Source organism: Neorhizobium phenanthreniclasticum (assembly GCF_040066075.1).
GTDB classification, from domain to species: Bacteria; Pseudomonadota; Alphaproteobacteria; order Rhizobiales; family Rhizobiaceae; genus Neorhizobium; species Neorhizobium petrolearium.
In genome coordinates, this window is sequence record NZ_JBEAAL010000024.1 from 110,955 (window position 1) to 125,413 (window position 14,459).

At 59.4% G+C, this 14,459-nt stretch carries 16 protein-coding genes and 1 tRNA gene; 3 read left to right on the forward strand and 14 right to left on the reverse strand.

From position 1 onward, the window contains the following. Positions 1-96 precede the first annotated feature (96 nt). Complete coding sequence (locus ABK249_RS25205; protein WP_415926483.1) at positions 97-525, forward strand: (2Fe-2S)-binding protein; 429 nt, start codon at positions 97-99, stop codon at positions 523-525. Then, positions 491-976 (forward strand): bacterioferritin, encoded by a 486-nt coding sequence (gene bfr, locus ABK249_RS25210; protein WP_037154105.1) that lies wholly within the window; start codon positions 491-493, stop codon positions 974-976. Before ABK249_RS25205 ends, bfr begins: the two co-directional genes overlap by 35 nt. A gap of 322 nt (positions 977-1,298) precedes the next feature. Here the strand turns inward: bfr and ABK249_RS25215 are convergent, their stop codons facing one another. From ABK249_RS25215 to rplU, 14 genes are all read right to left on the reverse strand, one after another. After that, the gene (locus ABK249_RS25215; protein ID WP_037154109.1) at positions 1,299-1,835 is read right to left on the reverse strand and encodes an RNA pyrophosphohydrolase; all 537 of its coding nucleotides are present in this window, start codon (positions 1,833-1,835) and stop codon (positions 1,299-1,301) included. A gap of 16 nt (positions 1,836-1,851) precedes the next feature. Continuing rightward, entirely contained in the window at positions 1,852-3,051 is a 1,200-nt protein-coding gene (locus tag ABK249_RS25220) for a divergent polysaccharide deacetylase family protein (RefSeq protein ID WP_415926478.1), read from the reverse strand. An 87-nt stretch (positions 3,052-3,138) separates the two neighbouring features. After that, positions 3,139-4,470: a S41 family peptidase gene (locus ABK249_RS25225; protein ID WP_037154114.1), complete on the reverse strand. Its 1,332-nt coding sequence runs from the start codon at positions 4,468-4,470 to the stop codon at positions 3,139-3,141. After that, positions 4,460-5,869 carry a murein hydrolase activator EnvC family protein gene (locus ABK249_RS25230; RefSeq protein WP_415926479.1) on the reverse strand — a complete coding sequence of 470 codons (1,410 nt, stop codon included), beginning with the start codon at positions 5,867-5,869 and terminating at the stop codon, positions 4,460-4,462. The genes ABK249_RS25225 and ABK249_RS25230 overlap by 11 nt, the downstream gene beginning before the upstream one ends. A gap of 108 nt (positions 5,870-5,977) precedes the next feature. Next, complete coding sequence (gene rlmH / locus ABK249_RS25235) at positions 5,978-6,460, reverse strand: 23S rRNA (pseudouridine(1915)-N(3))-methyltransferase RlmH (RefSeq protein WP_348864353.1); 483 nt, start codon at positions 6,458-6,460, stop codon at positions 5,978-5,980. Positions 6,461-6,566: 106 nt separating this feature from the next. Continuing rightward, positions 6,567-7,034: a ribosome silencing factor gene (rsfS, locus tag ABK249_RS25240; RefSeq protein ID WP_348864366.1), complete on the reverse strand. Its 468-nt coding sequence runs from the start codon at positions 7,032-7,034 to the stop codon at positions 6,567-6,569. A 129-nt stretch (positions 7,035-7,163) separates the two neighbouring features. Continuing rightward, positions 7,164-7,757: a nicotinate-nucleotide adenylyltransferase gene (locus ABK249_RS25245; RefSeq protein ID WP_265105879.1), complete on the reverse strand. Its 594-nt coding sequence runs from the start codon at positions 7,755-7,757 to the stop codon at positions 7,164-7,166. Positions 7,758-7,799: 42 nt separating this feature from the next. Continuing rightward, positions 7,800-9,083, reverse strand: coding sequence for a glutamate-5-semialdehyde dehydrogenase (locus ABK249_RS25250; protein ID WP_037154125.1), 1,284 nt, complete (start codon positions 9,081-9,083; stop codon positions 7,800-7,802). Continuing rightward, positions 9,076-10,251, reverse strand: coding sequence for a glutamate 5-kinase (gene proB / locus ABK249_RS25255; protein WP_348864354.1), 1,176 nt, complete (start codon positions 10,249-10,251; stop codon positions 9,076-9,078). The genes ABK249_RS25250 and proB overlap by 8 nt, the downstream gene beginning before the upstream one ends. Next, positions 10,248-11,309 carry a GTPase ObgE gene (obgE, locus tag ABK249_RS25260; protein WP_037154129.1) on the reverse strand — a complete coding sequence of 354 codons (1,062 nt, stop codon included), beginning with the start codon at positions 11,307-11,309 and terminating at the stop codon, positions 10,248-10,250. Before obgE ends, proB begins: the two co-directional genes overlap by 4 nt. A 156-nt stretch (positions 11,310-11,465) precedes the next feature. After that, positions 11,466-12,053 (reverse strand): GNAT family N-acetyltransferase, encoded by a 588-nt coding sequence (locus tag ABK249_RS25265; RefSeq protein WP_348864355.1) that lies wholly within the window; start codon positions 12,051-12,053, stop codon positions 11,466-11,468. Further along, positions 12,050-12,697 (reverse strand): GNAT family N-acetyltransferase, encoded by a 648-nt coding sequence (locus tag ABK249_RS25270; protein WP_348864356.1) that lies wholly within the window; start codon positions 12,695-12,697, stop codon positions 12,050-12,052. The genes ABK249_RS25265 and ABK249_RS25270 overlap by 4 nt, the downstream gene beginning before the upstream one ends. A gap of 130 nt (positions 12,698-12,827) precedes the next feature. Then, positions 12,828-13,097, reverse strand: coding sequence for a 50S ribosomal protein L27 (gene rpmA / locus ABK249_RS25275; RefSeq protein ID WP_348864357.1), 270 nt, complete (start codon positions 13,095-13,097; stop codon positions 12,828-12,830). Between the two features lie 30 nt (positions 13,098-13,127). Further along, positions 13,128-13,439, reverse strand: a complete 312-nt coding sequence (gene rplU, locus ABK249_RS25280; RefSeq protein WP_037154140.1) for a 50S ribosomal protein L21 — start codon at positions 13,437-13,439, stop codon at positions 13,128-13,130. A 314-nt stretch (positions 13,440-13,753) separates the two neighbouring features. Between rplU and ABK249_RS25285 the strand changes: the two genes are divergently transcribed. Next, a tRNA-Ser gene (locus ABK249_RS25285) sits at positions 13,754-13,843 on the forward strand. Positions 13,844-14,459: the final 616 nt, after the last annotated feature.

Sequence of the window (14,459 nt, forward strand, 5' to 3'; positions counted from 1 at the left end):
CGGCCAAGCGTCGATGAAACGATGCTTCTGATTTCAGTCCGCTACTTCTCGAAAGGTCGGCAGAAAGAAGGCCGCATCGCATTTTTGATTCACGTCATGGAATGGCCGGCTTCTTTAAGAAATAACGCAGATACCCGATTTTTTCTTGACATCGGATGTCCGCTTTCGCAAAAAGAGGATGTTACAGGTCATGTTTCGCAGGTCGACCGAGAAATGCTGGTTTGCAGTTGCAATTACATCACCGACAGGGAAATCAGGGACGTTATCATCGAGCTCCTTAACGAAGACTGTTGGCAGCTGATCGTTCCGGCCAAAGTGTACCACGCCATGGATAAGCGCGGCCGTTGCTGCGGCTGCTTCCCGAATGTTGTCGACCTCATCATCCGTACAACCGAGGAATATCACGCCGAGCACCACTCGACGGAAGCCGAGGTCGTTGTATATATGTCCCGCTTGAAACAATTCCATGAAGAGAACAGGAGAGCGGACATTGAAAGGCGACTCAAAGGTCATCGAGCGGCTTAACGAGGCACTTTTTCTCGAACTTGGTGCCGTCAACCAATATTGGCTGCATTACCGCCTTCTCGAAGATTGGGGCTATACAAAGCTTGCGAAGAAGGAGCGGGCGGAGTCCATCGAAGAGATGCACCATGCCGATAAGCTGATCGCGCGCATCATCTTCCTTGAAGGCCATCCCAATCTCCAGACAGTGGCGCCGCTACGGATCGGCCAGAATGTCAAGGAAGTTCTTGAAGCCGACCTTGCGGGTGAATATGACGCCCGCACGGCTTACAAAGCCTCTCGCGATATCTGTCATGACGCCGGTGACTATGTTTCGATGAAACTCTTCGAAGAGCTTCTGGCCGATGAGGAAGGCCATATCGACTTCCTTGAAACCCAGCTCGATCTGCTGGCGAAGATCGGCGAGGAGCGTTACGGTCTGCTCAACGCGGAATCTGCCAACGAGGCCGAATAAACCGGCATCATCGATAAAAGGCCCGGTGCGTTTGTGCAGCGGGTCTGTTCCGACGGCAATGAACGCGTCGCGGCGCCGGTCGATCAGGTTTCCGTCGGTTCGATATTGCGAAACGCTGGCAAGTAACCGTCTTGGCTAACGGACTCCGGCACCATCCTTGAACGATGCCGAAGGGCTTCCTGTGCGGCTTTAAGTGGGAGCCATATCCGCCAGGCCCCGGGCTTCGAGAAGAAAGCTGTGGGGGAGCTGGACGCTTTTATGGAGCAACCTATCAGTCCTGCCGTCTTCGCTGTGCATCGAAAGCAGCAACCCAAGGTAAGATTCAGGCCGCAGCTTTGGCCAGATGCGCAAACTCCGCGACGACCTGATCATAAACGGCGCGCTTGAACGGTACGATCAAGCCGGGCAGATCGGTCATCGGCTTCCATTCCCACGCGTCGAATTCCGGTTCATGGCCGCCTGGCGGCGGGTTGATGGCAATTTCACTTTCGTCGCCGTCGAAGCGGAAGGCGAACCAGCGCTGCGTCTGGCCGCGATATTTGCCCTTCAATCCGATACCTATGAGATGCGGTGGCAAGTCATAGTTGATCCAGTCGCGCGCCTCTGCGAGTAGCTTGACGGTCCGGATACCAGTTTCCTCGTAAAGCTCGCGATAAGCTGCAGGAAGCGGATCCTCGCCCCTGTCGATGCCGCCCTGTGGCATTTGCCAAAGCTGCGGCGAACCGTCGTATTCGCTGTTGCCTTCGCTGACGCGTCGTCCGGCCCAGACAAGGCCATCGCGATTCAGCACCATGATGCCGACGCAGGGTCGGTAAGGCAGATCTTCGGCGAGAACCAGGCGTTTGTCCTTCTTGCTCATGCACGACTCCGATCCATCATGGCTCGACGCTTTCGCCTGCGAGTGCTGAAACCCCGACGATCTCGATCCCGCGTTGCGATGCCTTCTCGCTCCACTGCCTTATCGCATCAATGCTTTCATCGAAAGCGGAAGCGACGCCTACAGCCGTGCCCCTGCGGCCGGCGATGCGCTCCAACTCGTCCAACTTCTTGAGAATTGCGTCCACCTGCAGCTGGCCGTCAAGGGTCAGATCGCCGAAAGCGTGCGGCAGTTCGACCGCCTTGGCGATAACCGCCGTCTTGGACTGGGCAGACGTGCCGTCGTCGAGAAACAGCAGGCCGCGTTGCGAAACATCGCGCAGGATCGGCTCCAGCGCATCCGCATCGGCAAGATAACGGCCACCAAGATAGTTCATGATGCCCGTGTAGTTCGTGATCCTGCCCATGGCTTCATGCAGCCGGTTGAGATTTTCTTTTACGGAAGTCCTGGTCAGCAATGTGTCAGGACCTGGATCGTTTGCCGGATAGTCGAATGGCTCCAGCGGCACCTGTACCAGGATTTCGTGGCCGCTGCGGCGAGCCTCCTGCATCCAGCGCTGGAGGCTGTTGCCGCTCGCAGCGAAGGCAAAGGTTATCGTCGGTGGAAGTTCTCTGATCGCCCTCTGCGTGCCCGTCTGGCTGAGGCCAAGCCCGCCCACGACGATCGCGATCCGGGTTCCACGTGCACCAGACCATGGCCGAGCATACTGGTCCATCGGCCGCAATCCGTCCGGGCCGGTGATCGGCAACCGGCCATAGGGCGAGTCTTCGAGCAGTGCTTCATTGGGCTGGGCGGCCATGCGTGGGTCTTGGCCAATTCTTTGGGCTTCGATGAGGACCGGGCCGCCATTGTCGCGGGATCGCGGCGTGTATTTTGTCACGACCATGCCGTCGTCCGTCAGCGTCCGCTCGATATTCGCACCGGAAGTTGGATTGGAGCGAGGCATGCCCGCAGGTTGCTGCCCAGCGGAGTTCTGATCGTTCCTTCCGAGAGACTGAGCCTGGTCAGGTTCGGATGCCGGCGGATCATTGGACGCGACCTGTCTCAGAGCGTCATCACCTCGCATCGCATAAATCGAAAGGCCAAGAATGCCTGCGACGGCGAGGGAGGCGAGAACGGCCGCGGAAGAAAATCTTCTAACCCGTCGCCGTGCGGCCGGCCGGCTTTGTCCCAGCGGTGCGTGGAGATCGCTGCCCAATTTCGGTCCTGTATCGTGCCTGCAGATAAACAGAACCGGCCAGCGAGGCGTCTTGACAACGCGCTACGCTGGCCGGTCCGCGGCTCTTTACTTCTTGATAGCGGCCGCAGCCTTATCCGGATTCGCAGGGAAGGACGGATCAGTCTTCACGCCATGGAGCAGGTCCAGTGCATAGTTGAGCTGGATGTCGTCCTTGGCTTCCGGCGGCACATACGCGACGGAGCCCGAACCTTCCTCCGTCTCGGCGGCGCCCGGAATATGGCCCCGCAGGCTGGACTCACCTTCGGCGCGGACCTTGCCCTGCAGTTCCGGCGGCAGTGGCTGCTCAACCTTGATGTCCGGGTTGATGCCAGTGCCCTGGATCGATTTACCCGAGGGCGTGTAATAGAGAGCGGTGGTCAGACGCAGCGCGCCGGCGTCGCCGAGCGGGATGATCGTCTGGACCGAACCCTTGCCGAAGGAGCGCGTACCGAGAACGGTTGCACGCTTCAGATCCTGCAATGCGCCGGCGACGATTTCCGAGGCGGAAGCCGAGCCACCATTGACGAGTACGATCACTGGCTTTCCGTCCGTCAGATCACCCGGGCCGGCATTGAAGCGGCGGGTTTCGTCTGCATTGCGGCCGCGTGTGGAAACAACCTCGCCGCGTTCCAGAAAGGCGTCGGAAACGTTGATCGCCTGGTCGAGAAGACCGCCGGGATTAAGGCGCAGGTCGAGGACGTAGCCCTTCAGCTTATCGGCCGGTACATCCGCCTTGATCTTTTTGATCGCCTTTTCCAGGTCGTCGTAGGTCTTTTCAGTGAAGGAAATAACGCGGACGTAACCGACGTCACCGTTCTCAACGCGGGATTTTACGGCGCGGACCGCGATGATATCGCGCACGACGGTGATATCGAGCGGCTTGTCGGCGCCTTGACGAATGATCGTCAGCTTGATCGGCGTGTTGACCGCACCGCGCATCTTTTCAACGGCATCTTCAAGCTTCAGGCCGCGTACCGGCTGGCCGTCGATCTCCGAAATGAAGTCACCGGCCAGTATGCCGGCACGCGAGGCGGGCGTATCGTCGATGGGCGCGATGACCTTGACGAGTTCGTTCTCCATCGTCACCTCGATGCCGAGGCCGCCGAACTCGCCGCGCGTCTGTGTGCGCATATCTTCGGCATCTCTGGCATTCATGAAGCTCGAATGGGGGTCCAGCGAGGTCAACATGCCGTTGATGGCATTTTCTACCAGCTTTTCCTCGTCCGGCGGCGTCACGTACTGAGCACGGACCCGCTCGAACACATCGCCGAAGATCGACAATTCCTTGTAGGTCGAAGGACCGGCGGCCTGCGCAGGCACACCGGCCGAGTAAATCACGCTCATCGCTGTCGCACCCATGAGCGCCCCGACGATGACAAGAGAAGCCCTACGAATCATTTCGTGCCCTTCCAGTTTCTTTTGCGGTCCACCACGGCCTGGAATCGACCGGAGTGCCGTCCTTTCGGAATTCAATGTAAAGCGTTGGACGATCTGTTTCCAGCGCCAATGCCATTGCGCTTGCCACTCTTTTCTCACCCATAACGGCGATGGGTTCGCCTGCGAAGACGAACTTGCCCTGCCGCGCATTCACTTCATCCATGCCGGTCAGGACCAGATGGTATCCGTCGCCGGCATTGAGGATGATCGTCTGTCCATAGCTTCGGAACGCACCGGCAAAAACGACGAGACCATCCGCAGGCGCCGTAACCACTGCTCCGGGATTCGAAGCTATGGTCGTGCCCCTTGCCGTATGTCCTGTCCCGTCGGGGTCACCGAACCAACGCAATACATCTCCGGCGACCGGAAGCTCCAGCTTCTGCTTGAGGCTCGAAAACGCATATGCGGGCGCAATACGGTTTTTGTCAGGCACGCCGCTTTCGGCGAGCTTTTTGGCCCTTTCGCGCTCGGCTTCCGAAAGGAGGCGGCGCCGCTCCTCTTCGAGGCGTGCCCTGTCGATTGCATCGCGGACGGAAGCGATCTCGCCTTCAAGCGATTGGATGAGGCTTTCAAGCGTATCGGCGTGCCCGGCAAGTTCTTCCGAGCGGCGGCGTTCGGCATCCAGGTCGGCGATGTTACGCCTGTTCAACTTTTCATTTTCAGCGAGGAGAAGGTTCATACGCCGCTCTTCTTCGAGGCTTTCGGCGATGGTGCTGGAGACGCTCGTCTTCTCGGTCAGGGCGGCAGCCTGCAAAGAGACAAGAGATTGGAGATCGGCGACCAACTCGTTCGCCTCGTCCCGCATGCCAGGTACGACAGCGCCAAGCAGGATGGCGCTGCGCACGGATGCCAATGCATCGTCGGGCGTGACCAGAAGCGCCGGCGGCGGATTGCGCCCCATCCGCTGAAGCGCTGCGAGCACCTCTGCGAGAACGGCGCGGCGGCTGCGCAGCGAGGCGTGAATGCCATCCTCCCTGACCTTGAGCTCGGCGATTTTCTTTTCGCTGGCCAGGATCCTCGTTTCAAGGCTCTTACGGCGGGCGGCGGATTCGATCAGCGCCTGACGGACATCGGCGCTGTTTTTCTTGATATCCGCAATGTTCCTTTCAATCGTGGCCACTTTGTCGGCCGAAAGCTTCATGTTCTTGGACAGGACTTCGAGCTCGCCGCGCGTCTCGTTGCGCCTGCGCTGCAGATCGGCTGTAGGATCGACCATGGCGGCTGCAGGTGATCCGGTCTGCGGCGGCGGTGCCGGCATATCGGCATCCTGAGCGCGAGCCGGGCTGGAGGGTTCAAGGGGAGGAATCAGGGCGAAACCGAAGGCTGCAGCCAGAAGCAGCGCATGTCGGTACGATGTCATCCCTGTTATTCTCATTCCCGCTCCGATTTTCTGCCGGATCGAGGAAGCGTAAGCTGATTTGCCCGACGAAGCCATAAACAACATCGTGTTTGAATCTAAATGAAGTGTTTACACCCGGTGATAGGGATGGCCGGAAAGAATGGTGACGGCGCGATAAAGCTGCTCGGCAATGAGGATACGCACGAGTTGATGCGGCCAGGTCAGGGTGCCGAGATTGAGCACCACATCGGCGCGTGAGCGCAATTCCGGGTCAAGCCCGTCAGCACCGCCGATTGCCAGCATCAGATCGCGCTTGCCGTTGTCGCGATAGCGGCCGATGAGGCCGGCGAAAGATTCGCTGTCGAGCGCCTTGCCGCGTTCATCGAGGAGGATGAGGATCGCACCTTCCGGGAGTGCCTTTTCAAGCATGCCGGCCTCTTCACGCTTGCGCGTTTCGGGGTTGGCTGCGCGACTCTCCTGGACTTCCATGAGCTTGGACAATTCCAACCCCACCGCCGGGCCAGCTTTGGCGAAGCGGTCGAGGTAACGGGACGCAAGGTCCTTTTCAGGTCCGGCTTTCAGCCGTCCCACCGCAAAAAGGCTTATCCGCATGTCCTGATCCGTTTTTTAGCGACCGAAATCCCATCCGGGCGGCGAGCGTATGCTCGGCCCTCGAATTCGACGTCAGCCAGACCGGTTCAGGATGCGCCCAAACCTGTCAGTGCAGCAGTGTACCTTCCTCGATATCCGGAGCGGCCCACATCTTTTCGATGTTGTAGAACTCGCGGATTTCCGGGCGGAACACATGTATGATGATGTCACCGGTGTCAATTAGCACCCAGTCGCCAGCCTCCAGGCCTTCGACGCGAGGTGCACCCAGGCCCTCGTCCTTAAGGTCGGAGATCAGGTGATCGCAGATGGCCATGACATGCCGGCTCGATCGTCCGGAGACAACGACCATATAGTCTCCGAGCGCTGATTTTCCGGCGATGTTGATGGTGACAATATCTTCTGCTTTGGAGTCCTCGAGACTTGCGAGGACCAGTTCGAGAGCGCGGGCGGCGGCATCGGCGCCACGTTCCAGGCTCTGCGGGAGGACGCGGGCCGTCTTTCCCTTGGCGTGTACTGTTGTCAGGGTCTGTCCTTTCTTCCGGTAACAGCAACATGCACTTTCCGCGAATCCGATTTGAGACTCGGTCGCATAGAGAAAGGTGGCATCGAATAGTCAATCTTTCAAGGGAGAGGCCAAAAAGGTGATCGTGACGCCCAGAATCTTCTTCATCGTTTCATTTTGCGGCTGTTTGCATGTTTCCGGTCAGGATTTCTGGCCGTTGACGGCGCGGATTGCGGTGGAGCTCAGTGCCGAACGCGGACCATGAATGAAAGTCCAGGCAGGGGCTTTGCGCTTCCACAGTGTCCCGGCATCGTCCTCATCGATGCGGGCATAGTCAAAGGTACGGGCCATTTTCGACGAGAGGAAGGAAAGTGTCGAACCGGGGCGATCGATGACGGCGATCGGGAAGGTGGACGCGATCTCCTGCCATTTCTGCCAGAGATGGAAGGTCTTCAGGCTATCAGCGCCCATGACCCAGATGAAATGCACATGCGGCTTCCTGGCTTTCACAGAGGCGAGCGTATCAGCCGTATATGAACCGCCGAGCGTCTTTTCGAAAGCGGTGATCTTGATACGCGGATCATGGATCAGCTTCTCGCTCATGGTGAGCCGGTGCTTCAGCGATGCAAGTTCGGAGCGACTTTTCAGCGGATTACCGGGAGTAACCATCCACCAGAGCTGATCGAGCCCGAGGCGGCGGAGCGCGATTTCGGCGACCAGCAGATGCCCCTCATGCGGTGGGTTGAAGGAACCGCCGAACAGACCGACAGCCATGCCGCGCTCTACATGCGGCATGTCGAGATAGCGTGGATCGATCGTTTCCTGCCCCACGTGGAATCAGGGCCGGATCTGACCGGTGCCATGCACCAGGTATTTGAAGGACGTCAACTGTTCGACGCCGACGGGGCCGCGCGCATGCATTTTACCGGTGGAAATGCCGATCTCGCCGCCCATGCCGAACTCGCCGCCGTCCGCGAACTGGGTCGAGGCATTGTGCAGCAGGATCGCCGAGTCGATTTCGTTGAAGAAACGCGCGACGACATCCGGGTCTTCTGCAATCACTGCCTCCGTGTGATGGGACGAATAGGTGTTGATGTGGCGGATCGCCCCGGAAATGCCATCGACGATGGCGACCGAGATCACCGCGTCGAGATATTCGGTGCGCCAGTCTTCCTCCGTCGCAGGCTTGAAACCGGGGAAGACCTTCAACACAGCGGCGGAAGCGTGGATTTCGCAGCCGGCTTCCGTCAACGCTTCAAGAATCGGCATCAGGTGCGTGCCGATCGCAGCGCTATCGACAAGCAGCGTTTCTGCCGCGCCGCAGACGCCCGTGCGGCGCATCTTGGCGTTGACGACGATCTTCTTCGCCATTTCAAGATCGGCGGAAGCGTCTACATAGATATGGCAGAGGCCTTCGAGATGGGCAAAGACCGGTACGCGTGCTTCGTTCTGAACGCGGGCGACGAGGCTTTTGCCGCCGCGCGGCACGATGACGTCGATAGCACCGTTGAGGCCCGACAGCATGGCGCCGACCGCCGCGCGATCGGTAGTCGGGACGATCTGGACCGCGTGTTCGGGAAGTCCGGCGGCTTTCAGACCGGTTACGAGGCAATCATGGATCGCCTTCGATGAATGGGCGGAGTCGGAGCCACCGCGCAGGATTACCGCATTGCCGGCCTTGAGGCAAAGCGCACCTGCATCAGCCGTGACGTTCGGGCGGCTCTCATAGATCACGCCGATGACACCAAGCGGTGTGCGTACCCGCTCGATATGGAGACCGTTCGGCCGATCCCAGGCGGCGATCACCTCGCCGACCGGGTCCTTGAACTCGGCGATCTCTCGCAAGGCGCTGGCCATGCCAGCAATGCCTTTTTCAGTCAGCGTCAGCCGGTCGATGAAGGAAGGAAGCAATCCCTTGCCTTCGACTTGTCTCAGGTCGATGGCATTGGCGGCGAGGATTTTGTCCCTGGCGGCAAGGATAGCATCCGCCATTGTATTCAGCGCCTTGTTTTTGGCTTCGGTCGAGGCCGTGGCAAGCTCCCTGGCTGCCGCTTTGGCATTGTGGCCGATCTCGTCCATGATGGCGGCGACGTCGGCCGCGTTTGCAACTTTATCAAGCATGGGCGGTATCCTCCTTGCGATCCTCTTTCTTCGCCTTGCGCCGAATCGGTCCGGTCATCACCAGGTCGTCACGGTGAACCATGGCAGCGCGGCCGGCATAACCCAGGATCGCCTCTATCTCGCCGGACTTGCGGCCGGTGATCTGGCGAGCCTCGTCGGCATCATAGCTTACCAGCCCACGGGCAATCTCGCGCCCGTCGACACCGATGATCGCAACCGTATCACCGCGATGGAAATGCCCCCTGATACGGCGCACGCCTGCGGGCAGCAGGCTTTTTCCCCCGCCAAGCGCGTTTTCCGCGCCTTCATCGACGAAAAGTTCGCCGGCCGGCTGAAGCTGGCCCGCGATCCAGGTCTTTCGTGCCGTCACGGGCGTGCCGGAAGGCGCGAACCAGGAGGAGCGCGTGCCCTCTTCAATGGCGCGCAGCGGATGGTCGGCCTTGCCGGAAGCGATGATCATGGCGCAGCCTGCGCCGGTTGCAATCTTGCCGGCATCGATCTTGGTGCGCATGCCGCCACGCGAAAGCTCCGAAGCTGCACCCCCCGCCATCGCTTCGATTTCCGGCGTGATTGCCGGGATGGCCTCCAGGAACCTTGCACCCGGATCGAGGTGCGGTGGAGCCGTATAAAGCCCATCGATATCGGACAGCAGAACCAGGAGGTCCGCGCTGGTCATGGTCGCGACACGGGCGGCGAGCCGATCGTTGTCGCCGTAGCGAATTTCAGTCGTGGCGACCGTGTCGTTCTCGTTGATGATCGGCACAGCGCCGATCTTCAGCAATTGGTTTATTGTCGCGCGGGCATTGAGATACCGGCGGCGCTCCTCAGTATCCCCGAGTGTCAGCAGGATTTGCCCAGCCACGATCCCGTCGTGGGATAAGCTTTCTGACCAGGCGCGTGCGAGTGCGATCTGGCCGACGGCCGCCGCCGCCTGACTTTCTTCGAGTTTCAAGGCGCCGGAGGGCAGGTCAAGCACGGTGCGCCCCAGGGCGATCGCACCGGAGGAGACCACCAGAACGTCGATGCCTTTCATCTTCAGCGCGGCTATATCGGCGCAGATCGCATCGAGCCATTGCGATTTCAGACCCGTCTTTCGGTCGACAAGCAGGGCAGAGCCGATCTTGATGACGATACGGCGGTGGCTGGCGAGCGGCTTTCGGGCAGTCATTCGTCGCTCCCCTCGCCGAAATCCTCGATCGGCAAAGAGCGGTCGGGCAATGCGGTCTCTTCGCCCTCGCTCGCTTCGACGATGACGTCGCGAAGGGCACGCAGGACCTCGGTCATGCCCCTGCCGGTAACAGCCGAGATTAGAAACGGCGTTTGGCCGCACGCCTTCTCCAGTTCCTTCGCCTTTTTCTTGAGTTCCTTCTCATCGAGTACGTCGATCTGCGAGAGTGCGACGATTTCCCTTTTGTCGGTCAGGCCTCCGCCATAGGCTTCGAGTTCCGTTTTTACGGTCTTGTAAGACTTGCCGGCCTTTTCCTCGACTGCCGAGACGAGGTGCAGCAGCACACGGGTGCGTTCCACATGGCCAAGGAACCGGTCGCCGATACCCACGCCTTCGTGGGCTCCCTCGATCAATCCGGGGATGTCAGCCAGTACGAATTCACGTCCGTCGATCGAGGCGACGCCGAGGTTCGGATGCAGCGTGGTGAAGGGATAGTTGGCGATCTTCGGCCGTGCTCGCGTCACGGCTGCCAGAAACGTGGACTTGCCCGCATTCGGCAGACCCACGAGGCCGGCATCGGCAATCAGCTTCAGCCGCAGCCAGATGGTTTTTTCCTCACCTTCAAGGCCAGGATTGGCCCAGTTCGGCGCCTGATTTGTCGAGGTTTTGAAATGGGCGTTTCCGAAGCCGCCATTACCGCCCTTGGCGAGCCGAAACTTCTGGCCCTCCTTCGTGAGATCGACGATCAGCGTCTCGTTATCCTCCTCGAAGATCTGCGTGCCAACCGGTACTTTCAGCGTCACGTCGCTCCCGTTGGCGCCGGTGCGGTTCTTGCCCATGCCGTGCGTGCCGATCTTGGCCTTGAAGTGCTGCTGGAACCGAAAGTCGATCAGCGTATTGAGGCCGTTGACCGCTTCCACCCAGACATCGCCGCCACGCCCGCCGTCACCGCCATCCGGTCCGCCGAACTCGATGTATTTCTCTCGACGGAACGAGACCGCGCCCGCGCCGCCGTCACCGGAGCGTATGTAGACTTTTGCCTCGTCGAGAAATTTCATGTTTCCGCCGTCGGTTTTGCGTTGATCGGGGCCTCATCTGACAAGGCATCCGGTGGGTTTCGATATCGCCGGTTGGGACAGAGGTCAAAGATTATCATGAATCCCCCGGCAACCAGCCCGGCGGAATCTCTCCCGCCGGGCCTATCATCATATAGGTCACGGCCGCCGAAGCCGCCGGAAGTCCCCGGGCAGCATCGCGGTTTCGATATGCGGCGCCATGCGGTTGCGCGACATGCTGAAGATCTGATCCGCGTCGGTGATGCGGAAACCGAGCTTCCGCTGGACATTCAGCGACGCGAGGTTGTCCGCAAAGGCCCCGGAGCGGATCGCCGTATTGGGCATCCGCCGGAAAAAACGCTCCAATGCTGCGCCGGCCGCCTCCGTCACGTAACCGCGATCCCAGTAGAAGCGGTTGAGCCAGTAGCCGAGATGCCACTCACCACGACGGAGTTCGATCGCGACGACGCCGATATGAGTATCGTCGCCGGTCGTGATCGCCAGCGCCCAGTCCGGGAGTATGCCGGAGGTCTGCGGGACGATCCAGTCCAGCGCGTCCTGCCGATCATAGGGTTGCGGCACTTTCGACAACATGCGGCTCACCTTGAAATCGCCGAGCGATTCGGCGATCGCCGGCGCATCGGAGAGTTTGTGAGGCCTGAGGACCAGCCGTTCGGTGATGATGACGGGGCAGGGGCCCGGCATCGTCACGACGGAATCGCTCTTCTGGAGAACGGCAGCGTTCATCTCAGTTCTCCCCAGCTTCTCAAGGACATCCAGGTCTTGCGGTCGAGCCGGAACCATTCGACCGCAACCATGCCGCCGAGCGCCATGCAATCGATCATGCCGGTACCCTGGAACTGGAAGCCGCATTTCTGGATCACCCGCTTCGATGGGATGTTGGTCACCCGGCAACGCGCATCAATGTAATCGATCTGGTTGCGCGTGCGGAAGGCCATGTCGATCAGCACATGCGCGGCTTCAGTGGCGTAACCCCTGTTCCAATGGGGCTCGCCCAGCCAATAGCCGATCTCCAGCGTTCGCTCGTCCTGGTGGGGCTCCAGCGCGCAACAACCGAGGAAGGTGCCGTTGTCGCCTCGCGTGATGGCGTAGACGCACTTGCCAATCTCGCCGGCTTTCGCACGTCGTACGAAATCGGCTGCGTCTTTTGCCGTGTAGGGATGCGGCATACGCGACACCATGGTCGCGATATTCGCATTGTTGGCGAGATGGGCAAGGGCGTCGATGTCTTCTTCATGGGGCGCGCGGAGAACCAGTCTCTGCGACAGTAAGACGGGGCAATCGCTCCTCGACCGTTCGGGTCTTAGCGGTTCCTTAGGCCGTTCCTCTGGCGGCCGGGATTGGCTCGCCCTCAGTAATTCGCCTTGCATGGTTCAGTCTCCTCTCTGAGGTTAAAGAAAAAGGGAAGGTGGGTGGCGCCCCATCTTCCCTTTTCTTCTGACTGAACTTTGCGCTTCAGCCGGGTCGATGAGACGCCGGCTGTTTTAGAGCGCTACCGGCTTATTCCGCTGCTTCCGCTTTCGGCATGACGGACACGTATACTCGGCCGTTCGCCTTCGTGCGGAAGGACACGTTACCGGCGGCGAGTGCGAAGATCGTGTGGTCCTTGCCGAGGCCAACGTTCTGGCCCGGATGCCACTGCGTGCCGCGCTGACGCAGGATAATGTTGCCCGGAATGACGGCTTCGCCGCCGAATTTCTTCACGCCAAGGCGCTTGGACTCGGAATCGCGACCGTTACGCGACGAACCGCCAGCTTTCTTATGTGCCATTGGTGTTCTCCTTTACCTTCGAAACCCTGATTAGCCGAGAATGTCCGTGATGCGGACAACCGTGTGATGCTGGCGATGGCCGCGAATCCGCTTGGAATTCTGCCTGCGGCGCTTCTTGAAGGAGAGAACCTTCTTGCCACGGTTATGCTCGACCACTTCGGCCTTGACCGTCGCACCCTTGACGAATGGGGCGCCGATCTTGGCATCGGCGCCTTCGCCGACGACCAGGACTTCGCTGAACTCGATTACTGCACCAGCTTCGGCTTCCAGCTTCTCGATGGTCAGCATGTCGTTGGCTGCCACGCGATACTGCTTACCGCCGGTCTTGATGACTGCGAACATTCTTTATCCTTTCATGTTCGGTCCGGCTCTATCCGGAAAGGACGGCCGTCTTTTTGTCAGTCGGTCTATGGCAGGGTTTCGAAAGAGAGCATCTTTTGAACTTGCCTGCCGGTGAAATCCGCATGGCGGCAACAAAGCGCCATGCAAACAAAGAGGCATGGAATCTTTTCCACGCCTGATCGCGTGCGGGGATACGCGACAGACAAAAAACTGTCAAGGTAAAAGCTTAGCTTGTCTCGATATTCGCCCCTTGCCAGCTCCACCTTTCATCGCTATGAGAACGCCGCGCTGACCAACGCGTCACATCTTTAAGCGGAGAGGTGGCTGAGTGGTCGAAAGCACCGCACTCGAAATGCGGCATACGGGCAACCGTATCGTGGGTTCGAATCCCACCCTCTCCGCCACATTGAATCGGCCGCAACGTCTTGCCGAGATCTCCCTTTGAAAACAGTGGACATGGCTCGCACTTAAAGCCGCACAGGAAGCCCTTCGGCATCGTTCAGGATGGTGCGGGATGTCCGTTCGCCAAGACGGCTACCCATAGTGAATTGTGATGCAGAAACTGACGAGGGCCACGTTCCCGGCGCTGGGAGCGTGGATCTTTAAGCGGTCGCTTAAGTAGGCCTTTCGCCGCGTGAGCGCCGGTTAATGTATTCATCGACCGTTTGCGGCAGAATCGCATCGTTGAGCGTTAACAAAGCTCGCAGGAGATATTCGCGGATACCAGAGCGCGGTTTTTTAGCCGCAGCACTCTCTATCGCGCTCTGTATGTCTGATAAGATACTCGATAGCTGACGGCAAAAAAATTAGATCAGCGTCTCGTTTGAATACGAAGTCATCGATTACCCAATCGTCGGACGGTGTGTTTCGAACTGAGAGCCTGACCGAAAAAGAGTTGAGTGAAATCAGCCAGTTGTGATTCCTTCGGATTTGCTTAGGATTCGATGGAGACCGCAATGGGCTGGACTGATTTCACCCGCCGCCAATATGGCCGACGGACGGTGCGTTATGCAAGTGATC

Excerpts from the sequence above, each read along its gene's own strand:
- ABK249_RS25270 (WP_348864356.1), bottom strand. The coding sequence starts at position 12,697 with ATGCAAGGCGAATTACTGAGGGCGAGCCAATCCCGGCCGCCAGAGGAA.
- ABK249_RS25215 (WP_037154109.1), bottom strand. The coding sequence starts at position 1,835 with ATGAGCAAGAAGGACAAACGCCTGGTTCTCGCCGAAGATCTGCCTTAC.
- ABK249_RS25230 (WP_415926479.1), bottom strand. The coding sequence starts at position 5,869 with ATGACATCGTACCGACATGCGCTGCTTCTGGCTGCAGCCTTCGGTTTC.
- proB (WP_348864354.1), bottom strand. The coding sequence starts at position 10,251 with ATGACTGCCCGAAAGCCGCTCGCCAGCCACCGCCGTATCGTCATCAAG.
- rpmA (WP_348864357.1), bottom strand. The coding sequence starts at position 13,097 with ATGGCACATAAGAAAGCTGGCGGTTCGTCGCGTAACGGTCGCGATTCC.
- rlmH (WP_348864353.1), bottom strand. The coding sequence starts at position 6,460 with ATGCGGATAAGCCTTTTTGCGGTGGGACGGCTGAAAGCCGGACCTGAA.
- ABK249_RS25250 (WP_037154125.1), bottom strand. The coding sequence starts at position 9,083 with ATGCTTGATAAAGTTGCAAACGCGGCCGACGTCGCCGCCATCATGGAC.
- ABK249_RS25205 (WP_415926483.1), top strand. The coding sequence starts at position 97 with ATGGAATGGCCGGCTTCTTTAAGAAATAACGCAGATACCCGATTTTTT.
- ABK249_RS25265 (WP_348864355.1), bottom strand. The coding sequence starts at position 12,053 with ATGAACGCTGCCGTTCTCCAGAAGAGCGATTCCGTCGTGACGATGCCG.
- rplU (WP_037154140.1), bottom strand. The coding sequence starts at position 13,439 with ATGTTCGCAGTCATCAAGACCGGCGGTAAGCAGTATCGCGTGGCAGCC.
- ABK249_RS25245 (WP_265105879.1), bottom strand. The coding sequence starts at position 7,757 with ATGCCGCATGTAGAGCGCGGCATGGCTGTCGGTCTGTTCGGCGGTTCC.
- obgE (WP_037154129.1), bottom strand. The coding sequence starts at position 11,309 with ATGAAATTTCTCGACGAGGCAAAAGTCTACATACGCTCCGGTGACGGC.
- ABK249_RS25225 (WP_037154114.1), bottom strand. The coding sequence starts at position 4,470 with ATGATTCGTAGGGCTTCTCTTGTCATCGTCGGGGCGCTCATGGGTGCG.